The sequence below is a fragment of the Citrobacter sp. C1 genome, assembly GCF_014596895.2.
Classification (GTDB): domain Bacteria; phylum Pseudomonadota; class Gammaproteobacteria; order Enterobacterales; family Enterobacteriaceae; genus Citrobacter; species Citrobacter gillenii.
The window spans coordinates 5,019,814-5,035,347 of the sequence record NZ_CP115035.1; the positions used below are offsets into that span (position 1 = coordinate 5,019,814).

The 15,534-nt window shown below is 53.4% G+C and carries 16 protein-coding genes; 6 read left to right on the forward strand and 10 right to left on the reverse strand.

What is annotated here, in order from left to right; translation table 11 throughout:
- The first annotated feature begins 263 nt into the window (after nucleotides 1-263).
- The 5 genes from pstS (at nucleotide 264) to phoU (ending at nucleotide 4,919) form a co-directional block, all read left to right on the forward strand.
- Nucleotides 264-1,304 carry a phosphate ABC transporter substrate-binding protein PstS gene (gene pstS, locus IB214_RS23985; protein ID WP_096758984.1) on the forward strand — a complete coding sequence of 347 codons (1,041 nt, stop codon included), beginning with the start codon at nucleotides 264-266 and terminating at the stop codon, nucleotides 1,302-1,304.
- Nucleotides 1,305-1,448: 144 nt separating this feature from the next.
- Nucleotides 1,449-2,408 carry a phosphate ABC transporter permease PstC gene (pstC, locus tag IB214_RS23990; protein WP_096758985.1) on the forward strand — a complete coding sequence of 320 codons (960 nt, stop codon included), beginning with the start codon at nucleotides 1,449-1,451 and terminating at the stop codon, nucleotides 2,406-2,408.
- A complete protein-coding gene (gene pstA / locus IB214_RS23995) occupies nucleotides 2,408-3,298 on the forward strand; it encodes a phosphate ABC transporter permease PstA (RefSeq protein WP_096758986.1) in 891 nt (296 codons plus the stop codon). Before pstC ends, pstA begins: the two co-directional genes overlap by 1 nt.
- A 107-nt stretch (nucleotides 3,299-3,405) precedes the next feature.
- Complete coding sequence (gene pstB, locus IB214_RS24000; RefSeq protein WP_003023821.1) at nucleotides 3,406-4,179, forward strand: phosphate ABC transporter ATP-binding protein PstB; 774 nt, start codon at nucleotides 3,406-3,408, stop codon at nucleotides 4,177-4,179.
- Nucleotides 4,180-4,193: 14 nt separating this feature from the next.
- Nucleotides 4,194-4,919 (forward strand): phosphate signaling complex protein PhoU, encoded by a 726-nt coding sequence (gene phoU, locus IB214_RS24005; protein ID WP_115259878.1) that lies wholly within the window; start codon nucleotides 4,194-4,196, stop codon nucleotides 4,917-4,919.
- Nucleotides 4,920-5,039: 120 nt separating this feature from the next.
- On the opposite strand, the gene yieH is transcribed toward phoU, so the two are convergent.
- Nucleotides 5,040-5,705 carry a 6-phosphogluconate phosphatase gene (gene yieH, locus IB214_RS24010; RefSeq protein ID WP_096758988.1) on the reverse strand — a complete coding sequence of 222 codons (666 nt, stop codon included), beginning with the start codon at nucleotides 5,703-5,705 and terminating at the stop codon, nucleotides 5,040-5,042.
- A 167-nt stretch (nucleotides 5,706-5,872) separates the two neighbouring features.
- Here yieH and adeP point away from each other — a divergent pair, with 167 nt between their 5' ends.
- A complete protein-coding gene (adeP, locus tag IB214_RS24015) occupies nucleotides 5,873-7,210 on the forward strand; it encodes an adenine permease AdeP (RefSeq protein ID WP_138140552.1) in 1,338 nt (445 codons plus the stop codon).
- A 54-nt stretch (nucleotides 7,211-7,264) separates the two neighbouring features.
- Here adeP and IB214_RS24020 read toward each other — a convergent pair whose 3' ends face one another.
- The 9 genes from IB214_RS24020 to rpmH form a co-directional block, all read right to left on the reverse strand.
- A complete protein-coding gene (locus IB214_RS24020) occupies nucleotides 7,265-7,831 on the reverse strand; it encodes an NADPH-dependent FMN reductase (RefSeq protein ID WP_096758989.1) in 567 nt (188 codons plus the stop codon).
- 30 nt (nucleotides 7,832-7,861) lie between these two features.
- Nucleotides 7,862-8,611, reverse strand: a complete 750-nt coding sequence (locus IB214_RS24025) for a 4'-phosphopantetheinyl transferase superfamily protein (protein WP_117342606.1) — start codon at nucleotides 8,609-8,611, stop codon at nucleotides 7,862-7,864.
- A 166-nt stretch (nucleotides 8,612-8,777) separates the two neighbouring features.
- Nucleotides 8,778-9,737: an HTH-type transcriptional regulator YidZ gene (yidZ, locus tag IB214_RS24030; RefSeq protein ID WP_117342605.1), complete on the reverse strand. Its 960-nt coding sequence runs from the start codon at nucleotides 9,735-9,737 to the stop codon at nucleotides 8,778-8,780.
- Entirely contained in the window at nucleotides 9,706-10,887 is a 1,182-nt protein-coding gene (locus IB214_RS24035; protein ID WP_117342604.1) for an MFS transporter, read from the reverse strand. Before IB214_RS24035 ends, yidZ begins: the two co-directional genes overlap by 32 nt.
- 180 nt (nucleotides 10,888-11,067) lie before the next feature.
- Nucleotides 11,068-12,432, reverse strand: a complete 1,365-nt coding sequence (mnmE, locus tag IB214_RS24040) for a tRNA uridine-5-carboxymethylaminomethyl(34) synthesis GTPase MnmE (protein WP_117342603.1) — start codon at nucleotides 12,430-12,432, stop codon at nucleotides 11,068-11,070.
- 108 nt (nucleotides 12,433-12,540) lie between these two features.
- Nucleotides 12,541-14,187, reverse strand: a complete 1,647-nt coding sequence (gene yidC / locus IB214_RS24045; protein ID WP_117342602.1) for a membrane protein insertase YidC — start codon at nucleotides 14,185-14,187, stop codon at nucleotides 12,541-12,543.
- Between the two features lie 2 nt (nucleotides 14,188-14,189).
- The gene (yidD, locus tag IB214_RS24050) at nucleotides 14,190-14,447 is read right to left on the reverse strand and encodes a membrane protein insertion efficiency factor YidD (protein ID WP_003023846.1); all 258 of its coding nucleotides are present in this window, start codon (nucleotides 14,445-14,447) and stop codon (nucleotides 14,190-14,192) included.
- Nucleotides 14,411-14,770 (reverse strand): ribonuclease P protein component, encoded by a 360-nt coding sequence (gene rnpA / locus IB214_RS24055; protein WP_096758995.1) that lies wholly within the window; start codon nucleotides 14,768-14,770, stop codon nucleotides 14,411-14,413. Before rnpA ends, yidD begins: the two co-directional genes overlap by 37 nt.
- A gap of 17 nt (nucleotides 14,771-14,787) precedes the next feature.
- Entirely contained in the window at nucleotides 14,788-14,928 is a 141-nt protein-coding gene (gene rpmH, locus IB214_RS24060) for a 50S ribosomal protein L34 (protein WP_003023858.1), read from the reverse strand.
- Nucleotides 14,929-15,534: the final 606 nt, after the last annotated feature.

Below are 15,534 nucleotides of genomic sequence, written 5' to 3' on the forward strand. Positions count from 1 at the left end.
GAAATACATCACGGCATTTTGATGAAAAATAGTCATCCTTGGCTACGCTTTTAAGTGTCATAAAAATAAAATTTTCGCGAAATGTTATTGTCATTAAATGCGTTAATAACTTGTTTTTGCAGTATTTTTTAAATTCTGTATTTCACTTTTTTTCATTGTCATAAAACTGTCATATTTCGTACATTTAACTGTCACCTGTTTGTCCTATTTTGCTCACAGTAGCAACTCAAACAATGATTTACGAAAACCGTGCAGGAGACATTATGAAAGTTATGCGTACCACTGTCGCAACTGTTGTCGCCGCGACCTTATCCATGAGCGCGTTCTCTGTATTTGCCGCAGCGAGCCTGACAGGTGCAGGTGCAACTTTTCCTGCGCCAGTGTATGCCAAATGGGCTGATACTTATCAGAAAGAGACCGGTAGTAAAGTCAACTACCAGGGTATCGGCTCCTCCGGTGGTGTAAAACAAATTACGGCAAATACCGTTGATTTCGGCGCTTCTGATGCACCGTTGTCTGATGAGAAACTGGCACAGGAAGGCCTGTTCCAGTTCCCGACCGTGATCGGCGGTGTCGTGCTGGCTGTAAATATCCCTGGCCTGAAATCCGGCGAACTGGTGCTGGATGGTAAGACCCTGGGTGATATCTACCTCGGCAAAATCAAGAAGTGGGATGATGAAGCCATCACCAAACTGAACCCAGGGCTGAAACTGCCTTCGCAGAACATCGCCGTTGTGCGTCGTGCTGATGGTTCCGGTACCTCTTTCGTGTTCACCAGCTACTTGGCAAAAGTGAACGAAGAGTGGAAATCTAAAATTGGTGCAGGCTCTACCGTTAACTGGCCAACCGGTCTGGGTGGTAAAGGTAACGACGGTATCGCCGCGTTCGTACAGCGTCTGCCAGGCTCCATTGGTTACGTTGAATATGCTTACGCTAAGCAGAACAACCTGGCCTATACCAAACTGATTTCTGCTGACGGTAAACCGGTAAGTCCGACCGAAGAAAACTTTGCAAATGCGGCAAAAGGCGCTGACTGGAGCAAAACCTTCGCCCAGGATCTGACTAACCAGAAAGGTGATGAGGCGTGGCCGATTACGTCCACCACATTCATCCTGGTTCACAAAGAGCAGAAGAAACCTGAGCAGGGCGTTGAAGTGCTGAAGTTCTTTGACTGGGCGTACAAAAATGGCGGTAAACAGGCTAATGACCTGGATTACGCCAGCCTGCCGGATAACGTGGTTGAGCAGATTCGTGCTGCATGGAAGACCAACGTGAAAGACAGCAGCGGTAAAGCACTGTACTAATAGAATATCTTTGACGAATTGGCGGATGGCGCTACGCTTATCCGCCCTACGGTTTCTACCGTAGGCCCAGAGTGTAGGCCGGATAAGCGTAGCGCCATCCGGCATGGGCAACTGAGTAAACGAGTTTAACTTAAAGAGTGATTTATGGCTGCAACCAAGCCTGCTTTTAATCCACCGGGTAAAAAGGGTGACATGATATTCAGCGTGCTGGTAAAACTGGCTGCGCTGATTGTGCTATTGATGTTGGGTGGCATTATTGTCTCTCTGATCATCTCCTCCTGGCCAAGCATTCAAAAATTTGGTTTCTCATTTTTGTGGACCAAAGAGTGGGATGCGCCAAACGATATCTACGGTGCGCTGGTACCGATTTACGGAACGCTGGTGACCTCGTTTATCGCCTTGCTGATCGCCGTTCCGGTGAGCTTCGGCATCGCTTTATTTTTGACTGAGTTAGCACCTAACTGGTTACGTCGCCCGCTGGGCATTGCAATTGAACTGCTGGCGGCGATCCCGAGTATTGTTTACGGCATGTGGGGCCTGTTTATTTTTGCCCCGCTGTTTGCTACCTACTTCCAGGAGCCGGTGGGTAACATCCTTTCCAACATTCCGTTTGTGGGTGCCCTGTTTGCGGGTCCGGCCTTTGGTATCGGTATTCTGGCAGCCGGTGTGATCCTGGCCATTATGATCATCCCGTACATTGCGGCGGTCATGCGCGATGTGTTCGAACAAACGCCGGTACTGATGAAAGAGTCAGCCTACGGCATCGGCTGTACTACCTGGGAAGTCATCTGGCGTATCGTCCTGCCGTTCACCAAAAATGGGGTGATTGGCGGTGTGATGTTGGGTCTTGGCCGCGCGCTAGGTGAAACCATGGCGGTGACCTTTATCATCGGTAACACCTACCAGCTCGACAGTGCATCGCTGTTTATGCCGGGTAACAGTATTACCTCTGCGTTGGCGAATGAATTTGCCGAAGCGGAATCTGGCCTGCATGTGGCTGCGTTGATGGAACTGGGGCTGATCCTGTTTGTGATCACCTTCATCGTGCTGGCAGCGTCTAAGTTTATGATCATGCGCCTTGCGAAGAACGAGGGGGCACGCTAATGGCTACGCTTGATATGCAAAACACCGCCGCGCTGGCGGAGTCTCGTCGTAAGATGCAGGCGCGTCGCCGCTTGAAAAACCGCATCGCACTGACGCTCTCAATGGGGACGATGGCGTTCGGTCTGTTCTGGTTGGTGTGGATCCTGTTCTCAACGGTGGTTCGCGGTATCGACGGTATGTCGCTGGCGCTGTTCACTGAAATGACGCCGCCGCCGAATACGGCGGGTGGCGGTCTGGCGAATGCCCTGGCGGGCAGCGGGCTGTTGATCCTGTGGGCGACCGTGTTGGGTACGCCGCTCGGTATTATGGCGGGCATCTATCTGGCCGAGTACGGGCGTAAGTCCTGGCTGGCTGAGATTATCCGCTTTATCAACGACATCCTGCTGTCTGCGCCGTCGATTGTTGTGGGTCTGTTCGTTTACACCGTGGTCGTCGCGAAAATGGAGCACTTCTCTGGCTGGGCGGGCGTGATTGCGCTGGCGCTGCTGCAGGTGCCAATCGTGATTCGTACCACCGAAAACATGCTCAAACTGGTGCCGGATAGCCTGCGTGAAGCGGCCTATGCGCTGGGTACGCCGAAGTGGAAGATGATTTCAGCGATCACCCTGAAGGCGTCTGTCTCCGGCATTATCACCGGTGTCTTGCTGGCGATTGCGCGTATTGCCGGTGAAACCGCTCCGCTGCTGTTTACATCGCTCTCCAATCAGTTCTGGAGCACCGACATGATGCAGCCGATAGCCAACCTGCCGGTGACCATCTTTAAGTTTGCGATGAGCCCATTTGTGGAATGGCAGCAACTGGCCTGGGCTGGGGTGCTGATTATTACCCTGTGCGTACTGCTGCTGAACATTCTGGCACGCGTTATTTTCGCGAAGAAGAAACACGGTTAAGACGAATTGCCGGATGGCGGCGTAAACGCCTTATCCGGCCTACGGTCGAACATATTTGTAGGCCTGATAAGCTGCGCGCCATCAGGCATGATAAGGAATAGATTGAAATGAGTATGGTTGATACTGCCCCAGGTAAGATTCAGGTTCGTGATTTGAACTTCTACTACGGCAAATTCCATGCCCTGAAGAACATCAACCTGGATATCGCTAAAAACCAGGTCACGGCGTTTATCGGGCCATCAGGCTGTGGTAAATCAACGCTTCTGCGTACCTTCAACAAAATGTTTGAACTGTATCCAGAACAGCGTGCGGAAGGTGAAATCCTGCTGGATGGCGACAATATTCTCACCAATACCCAGGATATCGCGCTGCTGCGTGCCAAAGTAGGGATGGTGTTCCAGAAGCCGACGCCGTTCCCGATGTCCATCTACGACAACATCGCGTTTGGTGTCCGTCTGTTTGAAAAACTCTCGCGTGCAGACATGGACGAGCGCGTGCAGTGGGCCTTGACCAAGGCCGCATTATGGAATGAAACCAAAGATAAACTACACCAGAGCGGGTACTCTCTCTCCGGTGGTCAGCAGCAGCGTTTGTGCATTGCGCGTGGTATTGCCATTCGCCCTGAAGTGTTGCTGCTGGATGAGCCGTGTTCGGCGCTCGACCCGATCTCTACCGGGCGTATTGAAGAGCTGATCACCGAGCTGAAAGAGGATTACACCGTCGTTATCGTTACCCACAACATGCAGCAGGCTGCGCGTTGTTCCGACCACACGGCGTTTATGTACCTGGGCGAGTTGATTGAGTTCAGCAACACGGACGATCTGTTCACCAAGCCCGCGAAGAAACAAACAGAAGATTATATCACAGGTCGTTACGGTTGATTCAGGAGCGCGTTATGGACAGTCTGAACCTTAATAAACATATTTCCGGCCAGTTCAACGCAGAACTGGAAAGCATCCGCACCCAGGTAATGACCATGGGCGGCATGGTGGAGCAACAGCTTTCTGATGCCATTACCGCTATGCACAACCAGGACAGCGAGCTGGCGAAGCGCGTCATTGAGGGCGATAAGAACGTCAATATGATGGAAGTGGCGATTGATGAAGCCTGTGTGCGCATCATTGCCAAGCGTCAGCCGACGGCGAGCGACCTGCGCCTGGTGATGGCAATCATCAAAACTATCGCCGAGCTGGAACGTATTGGTGATGTAGCGGATAAAATTTGCCGTACCGCGCTGGAGAAATTCTCCCTGCAGCATCAGCCGTTGCTGGTAAGCCTGGAATCACTGGGTCGCCATACGGTGCAAATGCTGCATGATGTTCTGGATGCATTTGCGCGGATGGATCTGGACGAAGCGGTGCGTATTTACCGTGAAGACAGGAAAGTTGATCAGGAATATGAGGGCATCGTACGCCAACTGATGACCTATATGATGGAAGACCCGCGCACCATTCCGAGCGTGCTGACCGCACTGTTCTGCGCCCGTTCTATCGAGCGTATCGGTGACCGTTGCCAGAATATTTGCGAATACATCTTCTACTTCGTGAAGGGACAAGATTTCCGTCACGTCGGCGGCGATGAGCTGGATAAGCTGCTGGCGGGTAAAGACCCGAAGGAATAAGCGGCTTGTTGCGTTCGCCGGGATCCCCGGCGTCGCTATTGTAGGCCGGATAAGGCGTTACGCTGCATCCGGCATTCTGCGCCATCCGCTTGATGGCGCTTTGCTTATCAGGCCTACTGTTTAATCGACGATATTCCAACCCCGCGCCTTCCACAATGCAGGCAACTGTGCCAGATCGGTAAAGGTCGTCACTTTAGGATGATCGATCGGTTTGTTGTGCGAATCGGCGCAGAAGTAGAACACCTCCATCCCGGCATCAATCCCTGACTGCGCACCCGCTGCAGAATCATCCACCAGAATGCAGTTTTGCGGATTGACGTTCATGGCTTTTGCCGCATGGAACATCAGCGCCGGATCGGGCTTCCAGCGTTGGATATCATAGCCGCTGAACAGTAAATCCGGGAAATGATGCAACATGCCTAGCTTGCCCAACGAGTGCTGCATTTTGCTGACCGGACCGTTCGACACCACGCACATCGGCACTGCCATGCTATCCAGCAGCGCGTTGGCACCCGCAATCACCTCCAGTTCCGTATCGAACAGGCGTGCGACCTCGGCGCGGTAAATCGGTTCTAGTTCGGCTTTTGCCAGTTCGACACCGTGCTCGTCGTTGATAATGTCGATGATCTCGTAGAGCTTTACCCCCTTGAAGCGTTTAAACGTCTCTTCAAGATCGAGCGTAATGCCAAACGCCTGGAACATGCTGACATACGCGCGAGAACAAATGACTTCACTGTCGACGAGGGTTCCGTCACAGTCAAAAAATACAGCTTCTATCTGGGACATGTCATTTCCGTTTTAACAAGTTTAACGTTTACGTACAGCATTATTGGGCGACGCAATCGTTGCCGTATAAGCAAAATCAATGGAAAAAAATCGCTCATAACCCACCCTATTGTCGCATTTTGGTATAGGATAGCGACGAATTTTCCCTCCTTGTTCGGAAATTGATAATGAGTCAACAACACACAACCCAGGCTTCTGGCCGGGGCATACTGGAACGCGTGTTTAAACTGCGCGAACATGGCACGACGGCACGGACCGAAGTGATCGCCGGTTTCACCACGTTCCTGACGATGGTCTACATCGTTTTCGTCAACCCGCAAATTCTGGGCGTAGCCGGAATGGACACCAGTGCCGTCTTCGTGACCACCTGTCTGATTGCGGCGCTGGGCAGTATCCTGATGGGCGTATTCGCTAACCTGCCGGTGGCGCTGGCGCCAGCGATGGGGCTGAACGCCTTCTTCGCGTTCGTCGTGGTACAGGCAATGGGCCTGCCGTGGCAGGTAGGTATGGGCGCTATCTTCTGGGGTGCGGTGGGTCTGCTGCTGCTGACTATCTTCCGCGTGCGTTACTGGATGATTGCCAACATTCCGGTCAGTCTGCGCGTGGGGATCACCAGCGGTATCGGTCTGTTTATCGGCATGATGGGGCTGAAAAATGCCGGCGTTATCGTGGCGAACAAGGATACGCTGGTTTCCATTGGTAACCTGACTTCTCACAGCGTGCTGCTGGGGGTCTTGGGCTTCTTCATTATCGCTATTCTGGCGTCCCGCAACATTCATGCGGCGGTGCTGGTTTCGATTATCGTCACCACCCTGCTGGGCTGGATGCTGGGCGATGTGCACTATAACGGTATCGTTTCTGCACCACCGAGCATCACCACCGTTGTGGGCCATGTTGACCTTGCCGGGTCGTTCAACCTGGGGCTGGCGGGGGTGATCTTCTCTTTCATGCTGGTTAACCTGTTCGACTCCTCCGGTACGCTTATTGGTGTGACGGACAAAGCGGGTCTGGCCGATGAAAAAGGTAAGTTTCCGCGCATGAAGCAGGCGCTGTTTGTGGATAGCGTCTCCTCGGTTGCCGGGTCCTTTATCGGTACTTCTTCAGTGACTGCGTATATCGAGTCGTCTTCCGGGGTTTCAGTTGGCGGGCGTACTGGCCTGACGGCTGTCGTGGTGGGGATCCTGTTCCTGCTGGTGATTTTCCTGTCGCCGCTGGCGGGAATGGTGCCGCCTTATGCGGCAGCAGGTGCGCTGATTTATGTCGGTGTGCTGATGACCTCCAGCCTGTCACGCGTGAAGTGGGATGACCTGACCGAAGCGGTCCCGGCGTTTATTACCGCCGTGATGATGCCGTTTAGCTTCTCGATTACCGAAGGTATCGCGCTGGGCTTTATTTCCTACTGTGTAATGAAAATCGGTACCGGACGCTTCCGCGACCTCAGCCCATGCGTGATCGTTGTGGCGCTGCTGTTTGTGCTGAAGATTGTGTTTATCGACGCACACTAAAATATCGGTATTCTCTACAGCCCGCCCGGCATTACTGCTGGCGGGCTTTTTCTTTTATGCTTTTACGCGCTGAATATAATCCCCGAAGGCGGCTAACTGGCCCGTCAGGTGATCCAGCGTGCTTTGATCAATCACTTCGCCGGTTTGTGTATCCACTTTATTCTGAATGACACCGCCCATAAACTCCGGTTTATTCATGACCATGGCGTCAAGGAACACCAGAATCTGGCGCAGATGGTACTGACAGCGGGCACCGCCAATCGCGCCCATTGAGCTGGTCTGGATCAGCACCGGTTTGCCTGCCAGAGGCTGATCGGGCAGACGGGACAGCCAGTCGATGGCGTTCTTCAGTCCACCTGGTACCGAATAGTTATATTCTGGTGTGACAATCACCACGCCATCCGCTTTTCTGATCTGCTCCGCCAGCGCTTCTACGCTTGCCGGAAAACCTTCTTCCTGCTGGAGATCGGCATCGTACAGTGGAATATCGCCAATCGACGGTAATGCGTTGACGTCCATCCCTGCCGGGGCAATTTTTGGCAGCGTACGGGCAACCATTCCATTAAATGAGCCTTTGCGCAGGCTCCCCAGTAACGTAACAACATTCAATGTTTCGGACATGGTTACTCCTGTTTCATCATGAAGGTTAAATCAGTTAAGCGTGTAGTTCTTCGCTGCGGATAATTGAGAAAAGCGGATCAGGCGGCCCGTTGGCGCATTGGCGCGAGTCTGGATATCGGGCAAACTTTTCCAATCCTGCTTACCATCAAACTCCCAAACCTTGAGTTTTTCAATAGCTGGCGTCACCGCGACCGACCACACCAGCACATCTTCCGCATCGCAAATGGCTTCGATCTGCGCCGTATGGGCGCATTTCAGGCGTCCGGCGCCGGGTAACAACTGGAGTTCGCGCGGATCGTCATTGCTCATATCACCGGTAAGTTTGAGTACGCTCTGGCGCAGGGTAATGAGCTGTGCGCGTGCTTCATTCGGATCGCTTTGGTTGTTGATCCACAGGTTTTCGTTGCTGGAAAAGCGCCTGGTGTCCGTCGAATGTGGATAGTTAAACCCACGGATTGCTCGCTGAAGTTCCATATCCAGGCCGCAGCTGCCTTCTGTCGTCAGCGCCACGCCGACGATATTTCCGGCGTAGGAAATGGAAAATCCGGGCAGATTTTTATCGCGAAAGACCGGTTTGCCTTTGGCGTGTTGCACGATTTCGGGCAGCGAGCTGGTGCCGTAAAGCATAAACATCAGTTCAGCGAGGAGGCTTCTGGAGGCCAGAAAGCGTGTTCGGCGGTGAGTTGGGAGGCTGTTTGCTTCGATATGACATGGAGAAGGGAGGCGAACTGAAATCAGGTGTCCCTCCGTAAGAATCCCTCTGGCAAAATGTGTCGCCATTTTTCGCTCCGTGATTAATGGTCCGTGATTATTACCAGAGTAACATTTACACGGCGTCCAGGCAGGCTTTGCTGCCTAAAAATCAGGCGAAAACGGGATACATTACGCGACATTTACATTTCTGACACTATCATGGTTAATTTAGCAACAATTTGGGCGCGCAGTGTCAGGACATATCACGATAGAGCGTCTTGATCGTGTCTTTCAGCCAGACGATCTTTGGATTGTGGCTGTTACGTTTATGCCAGAGCAGGGTGAACGGTACGCGCATTTTTTCCAGCTGTGCGGTATCAAAGGGCAGCGGGCGTGCCACCAGTGGAAGCTGGTGGAGTTGATTATAACGCTGACAGTAGACTGGGGCAGTGGCTATCAACGCGTGATCCGGTTGGGCGGCCATAAACAGCGACTGCTCAAACCCCGGTAGGCTCAGGGCGATAGTGCGTTTGCGTCCCATCTCCTGCAGCACATCGTCCAGCGCCCAGGTATCGCTTTGTTCCCAACTGATGCTGATATGCGGATAGCGCAGGAAGGTCTCCAGGTTCCACTCTTCTCGTAACGCCGGATGATCTTCGCGCAGCCAGACGCAGGGGAGATCGGAAAACAGCACTTCATGGTCGATAGATAACGGCAGCAGGCTCAGCAACTCGCGTGAGCGCGGGTGGCTTTCGCGCCCGGTAAAGCCGATATCCACCTCACCGCGAATAATGGCGTCCAGCGAATCGTAATCCCAGTTGCGCACTTTGATGGACGCTTGCGGATAGCGTTGATAAATCTGCTGCGAGAGTGCGTTGAACATGATCATCACCAGCGGCGTCTCGGCCACCAGATCAAACTTCAACCCGCGCGGTGCTTCGTGATGCGGCTTATCGAGCAACTGATTGCCCATCTGCATCCACTCCGCCAGGTTCTGTTCCATACTGACCATCAACGGCGTCGGCGTCAGCCCCAGCGGGGTGTTTACAAACAGCGGATCGTCAAACCAGGATCTCAGCTTCGCCAACGATTTACTGACCGCCGACGGCGTGACGTTCATCCGTTTGGCGGTTTTGGTGACGCTGCGCTCCTGCATCAGGAGCTGCAGGCAGAGCAGTAAATTAAGATCGAGACTGCTGAGGGATTTCTTCATGAGTAGGCGCGGACCGGTTAGGAGCAACAGTGATAATCAGCATGATGCTCACTATGCTACAGCCAATCAGAATCCCGATCAGCATATTCAACGCGTCAAGTCCGAGGACAGCCGCCAGCCAAATCCACAGTGATGAGCCACAAACCTGGGCGATGCCTAGCGTTGAGCTGGCGACGCCCGCTCGCAGCGAGAACGGTCCCAGCGCCTGGCTCATGGCAACGCCGAAACCGACCGAGAATCCGGCACAGATTAACGTCAGGCCAAACAGTGTAACTGCATGCGAGCTGGCAAGGGTTAATACCACGCCTGCGCTCAGGAACAGCACCTGTGAGGCCAGCATCAGGGTACGGGGCTTAAACAGGCTCAGGGCAAACGGCGTGGAGAAAGAGACCGCCATACTGACCCCTGCGGTCATCGCCATGGTCGTGGCGTATTCACCGCGGTCAAAACCCATTACCTCCATCAGTAGCACCGGCGAGGTGTTGACGAAGGTAAGGATCACCGACACGCTGAGCGTGGTAATCGCCAGTCGGCTGAGGAAAAAGCGGTTTACCAGCGATTCGGTGCGCTGCTCAACACCCGCAGACCTTGAGAGCGTCGCTGGGCGCGATTCTCGCAGGATAAACACCGACAGCAGGCAAACTGCCACGCCCATACCAATCATCGTGTAGAACAGGCTCTGCCACGGGTATTTGAGCATAATCAGATGCCCCATTACCGGGGCCAGAACTGGCACGATACAGGTGATACCGTTCAACAGAGACAGCACCTTCGCCCGGCGGCGATCGTCGAGCGTATCGCGCAAAATCGCAAAGGCCACTACATAACAGCAGCCTGCGCCAATTCCCTGAATAAAACGGCCCACCAGGAACGGCGTACCGCTCTCGGCGAATGAACACAGGGCGGAAGCAAAAATAAAGATCAGGGCGCCGACAATCGCGACCGGTTTACGACCCGATTGGTCGGCAATCTTACCGGCGAACAGCATCGCCGCAGCCATTCCGGCCAGATACACCGAAAATGCGATATGCAGCTGTGCTTCGCTGGCGTTAAGGTCGGCGGCAATACGCGGTAACCCCACCAGATACATATCAATACCGGCAGGATAAAGCAGAACAAGAGCAAAACTGCAGATTAAAAAGCGTGTCATAGCGACCTCATGAGGAATGTGGCGCTAAGAATACGGGGAGAGCGTCAGTAGCACGAGTTGCCATTCGGACAACAGTGATTTCCTGTGAGGAAATCACTTGTTGCCGGATGGCGACTTTGCCTTATCGGGCCTACGGGTCCTGTAGGCCCGGCAAGCATCGCGCCACCGGGCAACATAACGTTACTTACCGATACAGAAGCTGGAGAAAATCCGTCCCAGCAGATCGTCGGAGGTAAACTCCCCAGTGATCTCACTGAGATTCTGCTGCGCGAGGCGTAGCTCTTCTGCCAGCAATTCTCCGGCCCTGGCGCCCAACAGCTGAGCTTTGCCTTGCTCGAGATGCTCTGCCGCTTCTGCCAGTGCCTGCAGGTGACGACGGCGCGCCAGGAAACCGCCTTCCATATTGGTTTCGAAGCCCATACTCTGCTTGAGATGGTTACGCAGCACGTCCACGCCTTCGCCGGTACGCGCGGAGAGGCGAACCAGTGAGTGGCCATTTACTTCGCTAAGGCCCAGCGTTTCTCCAGTGATATCCGCTTTGTTGCGTACTACGGTGATGGGTAACTTCGTCGGCAAACGTGCGATAAAATCAGGCCAGATATCGGCCGGGTCGACGGCATCGGTGGTGGTGCCATCCACCATAAACAGCACGCGGTCGGCCTGTTCGATTTCCTGCCAGGCGCGTTCGATACCAATGCGTTCGACTTCGTCACTGGCGTCACGCAGACCGGCGGTGTCGATGATATGCAGCGGCATACCGTCGATATGAATATGTTCGCGCAGCACGTCGCGGGTGGTGCCAGCAATGTCGGTGACAATCGCCGCCTCACGGCCCGCTAAGGCGTTCAGCAGGCTTGATTTCCCGGCGTTAGGACGTCCGGCGATCACCACCTTCATCCCTTCACGCAGCAGGCTACCCTGACGCGCTTCGGCCCGTACGGCATCGAGATCGGCGATGACGTTATTAAGCAGGCCTTCAATTTTACCGTCAGAGAGGAAGTCGATTTCCTCATCCGGAAAATCAATCGCCGCTTCCACGTAGATGCGCAGGTGAGTGAGTGCTTCCACAAGGTGATTTACGCGGGCGGAGAACGCACCCTGCAAGGAGTTCAGCGCGGAACGTGCGGCTTGTTCTGAACTGGCATCGATCAGGTCGGCAATGGCTTCTGCCTGGGCTAAATCGAGTTTATCGTTCAGGAACGCGCGCTCCGAGAACTCACCGGGTCTGGCAATACGCAGGCCGGGAATAGTCAGAATTCGTTTTAACAGCAGGTCGAGAATGACCGGGCCGCCGTGGCCCTGCAATTCTAAAACGTCTTCACCTGTAAAGGAGTTTGGACCGGGGAACCACAGGACAATGCCCTGATCCAGCGTGCTACCATCGGCATCTTTAAACGGCAGGTAGTCGGCATAACGTGGTTTTGGCAGTTTGCCCAGTACGGATTCTGCAACCTCGCGGGCTTTCAGGCCGGAGATGCGCAGAATACCCACACCACCACGTCCCGGTGGGGTGGCCTGAGCGACGATGGTGTCGTTATGGCTCATGATATGTCTCTTAAATACCAATAATAAAAAAGGCGGTCAATTGACCGCCCTTTAATTTATGTTCCGTTTGCCGGATGGCGGCTTCGCCTTATCCGGCCTACAACCGAATCAGGAATTCTTTTTCTCGCGGCTATGCAGGCCACGCTTCTCCAGACCACGGTAAATCAGCTGCTGCTGAATAATGGTTACCAGGTTGCTGACGATATAGTACAGCACCAGACCTGACGGGAACCACAGGAAGAACACGGTGAAGATGACCGGCATAAAGGTCATGATCTTCTGCTGCATCGGGTCGGTCACGGTGGTCGGCGACATCTTCTGAATGAAGAACATCGTTACGCCCATCAGGATCGGCAGGATGTAGTACGGGTCCTGTGCAGACAGGTCATGGATCCACAGTGCGAACGGCGCATGGCGCAGTTCAATGGAGCCCATCAGCATGTAGTACAGTGCCAGGAAGATTGGCATCTGGATGATCAGCGGGAAGCAGCCGCCCAGAGGGTTAACCTTCTCAGCTTTGTACAGGGCCATCATTTCCTGGCTCTGACGCTGTTTGTCATCGCCCAGACGCTCACGCATTGCCTGAATCTTCGGCTGCAGCATACGCATCTTCGCCATGGAGGTGTACTGCGCTTTAGTCAGCGGGTACATGATGCCACGAACGATAAAGGTGATAACGATGATAGAGAAGCCCCAGTTACCCAGGAAGCTATGGATCCACTTCAGCAGTTTGAACAGCGGCTGAGAGATGAACCACAACCAACCGTAGTCGACGGTCAGATCCAGGTGCGGTGCAACGGCCGCCATTTTATCCTGAATTTCCGGGCCAACCCACAGGGTGCTGGTCATCGCGCTTGTCTGGCCCGGTTGAACCAGTACCGGCTGAGATTTATAGCCGATAGCGGCAATGCCGTTACCCAGATTTGCGGTATAGAAGTTATTGGTGCCGTCGTTACGCGGAACCCATGCCGTGGCGAAATACTGCTGCAGCATTGCGACCCAGCCGTCTTTAGCGTTGACGTTCAGGTTTTCGTTTTCAGCAATGGTGTCGAACTTGTATTTCTCATACTTCTCATCAGGCGTGGAGTAAGCCGCGCCACGGAAGGTATGCAGCGCAAAGTTGCTGCTACCAGTGTCGAGATGAGAGGGCAGATTGATGGATTGCTTCAGCTGACCAAAGGTGGAGATTTCCAGCGGCTTCTCGCTGGCGTTCTGCACGCTGTAGTTAACGCTTACCGCATACTCACCGCGCTTGAGAACAAACGTTTTGGTAAACGTGTTGCCAGCGGCGTCTGTATAGGTCATCGGGATCTGCAGTTCATTTTGACCGTCAGCCAGTACAAAAGCGTCTTTATCGACGTTGTACAGCGGACGCGGGCCGTTAGCCGGGTTATCCGGGCCGTCACGACCTGTCAGGCCACTCTGTGCCTGATAGATGAACTGTGGTGTGGTATCCAGTAACTGGAACGGTTCGGTAGAACCGAGTTCTTTCGGGTAAGCTGGCAGTGAAGCCTGTTCCACATCACCACCACGGGTGTTGATGGTAAGATCAAGCACGTCAGTCTTAACCGTAATCAGTTTCCCCTGGCCACTGGCCGGTACGCCCTGGTCGGCGGCGCTACCCGCTGCGGTGGTCGTTGTCTGCGTGTTCTGTTGAGCTTGAGGTTGCGGATTTTTATCCTGCTCCCAGGCTTGCCAGATCATGAAAGACACGAACAGCAAAGCGATGACTAAAAGATTGCGTTGCGAATCCATCGTTAGTGTTCTCTGGTATCAAATGGTCCGGGTGGGACGGGATCGTCACCACCAGGGTGTAAAGGGTGGCATTTTAATACGCGTTTCACCGTCAACCAACTGCCTTTTATCACTCCAAACCTGCGCAATGCCTCAATTCCGTAGCTCGAACAGGTTGGAGTGAAACGGCAATGCGGCCCAAGCAGCGGACTGATCAGGCGTTGATAGACCCGAATGAGGGCTATCAGGACCCGCGAGCCAGGCGACAATGGCGACGCCATAATTTTTCCAACGCTTCCGAGAGAGCACGGTTATCGAGGTCGGCAACCCCTTTTTTAGCCACCACTACGAAATCCATTGCTGGAAGTTCGTGCTGACGTAAACGGAAGCTTTCACGCGTCAGGCGTTTAATCCTGTTGCGTTCATGCGCACGTTTAACATTTTTCTTGGCGACCGTTAGACCGATGCGGGGATGCCCCAGCGAATTTTGGCGGCCGAGAATGGTGATTTGCGGCGTGCCAGCCCGTTGTGGCTGCTGGAAGACGAATGTGAAATGAGTGGGAGTTAACAAACGTAACTCCCTGGGAAATGCGAGCTTAACCACTCAGGGGCTAGCTTTTATTACTTAGAAACGGTCAGACGAGAACGGCCTTTAGCACGACGACGTGCCAAAACCTGACGACCATTTTTATTAGCCATACGAGCACGGAAGCCGTGAGAACGGTTGCGCTTCAGTACAGACGGTTGAAAAGTGCGTTTCATGGCGATTTCTACCTAAACTTGAATAAATTCACTGACTTTTGCGTATACCCGAACGAACTTCGAACGACTTACGCCACAGTGTGGGTGATTAAAGAGGCCGGATTGTAATAATTGTACACTCCGGAGTCAATTCTCTTTCCTTAATTCCCGCTTTTTTCCGCATGGTTTCGCGTAAAAAACAGGCAGCGTTGACGCCGTGAGGCGACCTTTACTCGCTGGGGGTAAGAATTATACGGGCTGGTGGATAAAGCGCAAGGATCGCACGGGATCTTTATTAGATCGTTTTCGCAGTAAAGCATCTTTACTCATTAATTTTTTCAATATGCGCGCGAAAACCTGCAGCACTTCTCCAGGATCGTTTACACTTAGCCGATTCTGGATCATCCTGTGGATAAATCGGGAAGAATCTGTGAGAAACAGAAGATCTCTCGCTCAGTTTAGGCTATGATCCGCGGTCCTGATCGTTTCAATGGATCCTGATCAGGCATATAACCGCAGACAGCGGTTCGCACGTCACCCTCATGCAGGGTCTTTTCGACGTGCGCCAACAATCATGAATGTTTCAGCCTTTGTCATTTATCGACTTTTGTTCGAGTGGAGTCCGCC

What these genes read in the sequence shown, in the direction of transcription:
- pstS (WP_096758984.1), top strand. Translation starts at nt 264, where the DNA reads ATGAAAGTTATGCGTACCACTGTCGCAACTGTTGTCGCCGCGACCTTA.
- pstC (WP_096758985.1), top strand. Translation starts at nt 1,449, where the DNA reads ATGGCTGCAACCAAGCCTGCTTTTAATCCACCGGGTAAAAAGGGTGAC.
- pstA (WP_096758986.1), top strand. Translation starts at nt 2,408, where the DNA reads ATGGCTACGCTTGATATGCAAAACACCGCCGCGCTGGCGGAGTCTCGT.
- pstB (WP_003023821.1), top strand. Translation starts at nt 3,406, where the DNA reads ATGAGTATGGTTGATACTGCCCCAGGTAAGATTCAGGTTCGTGATTTG.
- phoU (WP_115259878.1), top strand. Translation starts at nt 4,194, where the DNA reads ATGGACAGTCTGAACCTTAATAAACATATTTCCGGCCAGTTCAACGCA.
- yieH (WP_096758988.1), bottom strand. Translation starts at nt 5,705, where the DNA reads ATGTCCCAGATAGAAGCTGTATTTTTTGACTGTGACGGAACCCTCGTC.
- adeP (WP_138140552.1), top strand. Translation starts at nt 5,873, where the DNA reads ATGAGTCAACAACACACAACCCAGGCTTCTGGCCGGGGCATACTGGAA.
- IB214_RS24020 (WP_096758989.1), bottom strand. Translation starts at nt 7,831, where the DNA reads ATGTCCGAAACATTGAATGTTGTTACGTTACTGGGGAGCCTGCGCAAA.
- IB214_RS24025 (WP_117342606.1), bottom strand. Translation starts at nt 8,611, where the DNA reads ATGGCGACACATTTTGCCAGAGGGATTCTTACGGAGGGACACCTGATT.
- yidZ (WP_117342605.1), bottom strand. Translation starts at nt 9,737, where the DNA reads ATGAAGAAATCCCTCAGCAGTCTCGATCTTAATTTACTGCTCTGCCTG.
- IB214_RS24035 (WP_117342604.1), bottom strand. Translation starts at nt 10,887, where the DNA reads ATGACACGCTTTTTAATCTGCAGTTTTGCTCTTGTTCTGCTTTATCCT.
- mnmE (WP_117342603.1), bottom strand. Translation starts at nt 12,432, where the DNA reads ATGAGCCATAACGACACCATCGTCGCTCAGGCCACCCCACCGGGACGT.
- yidC (WP_117342602.1), bottom strand. Translation starts at nt 14,187, where the DNA reads ATGGATTCGCAACGCAATCTTTTAGTCATCGCTTTGCTGTTCGTGTCT.
- yidD (WP_003023846.1), bottom strand. Translation starts at nt 14,447, where the DNA reads ATGGCGTCGCCATTGTCGCCTGGCTCGCGGGTCCTGATAGCCCTCATT.
- rpmH (WP_003023858.1), bottom strand. Translation starts at nt 14,928, where the DNA reads ATGAAACGCACTTTTCAACCGTCTGTACTGAAGCGCAACCGTTCTCAC.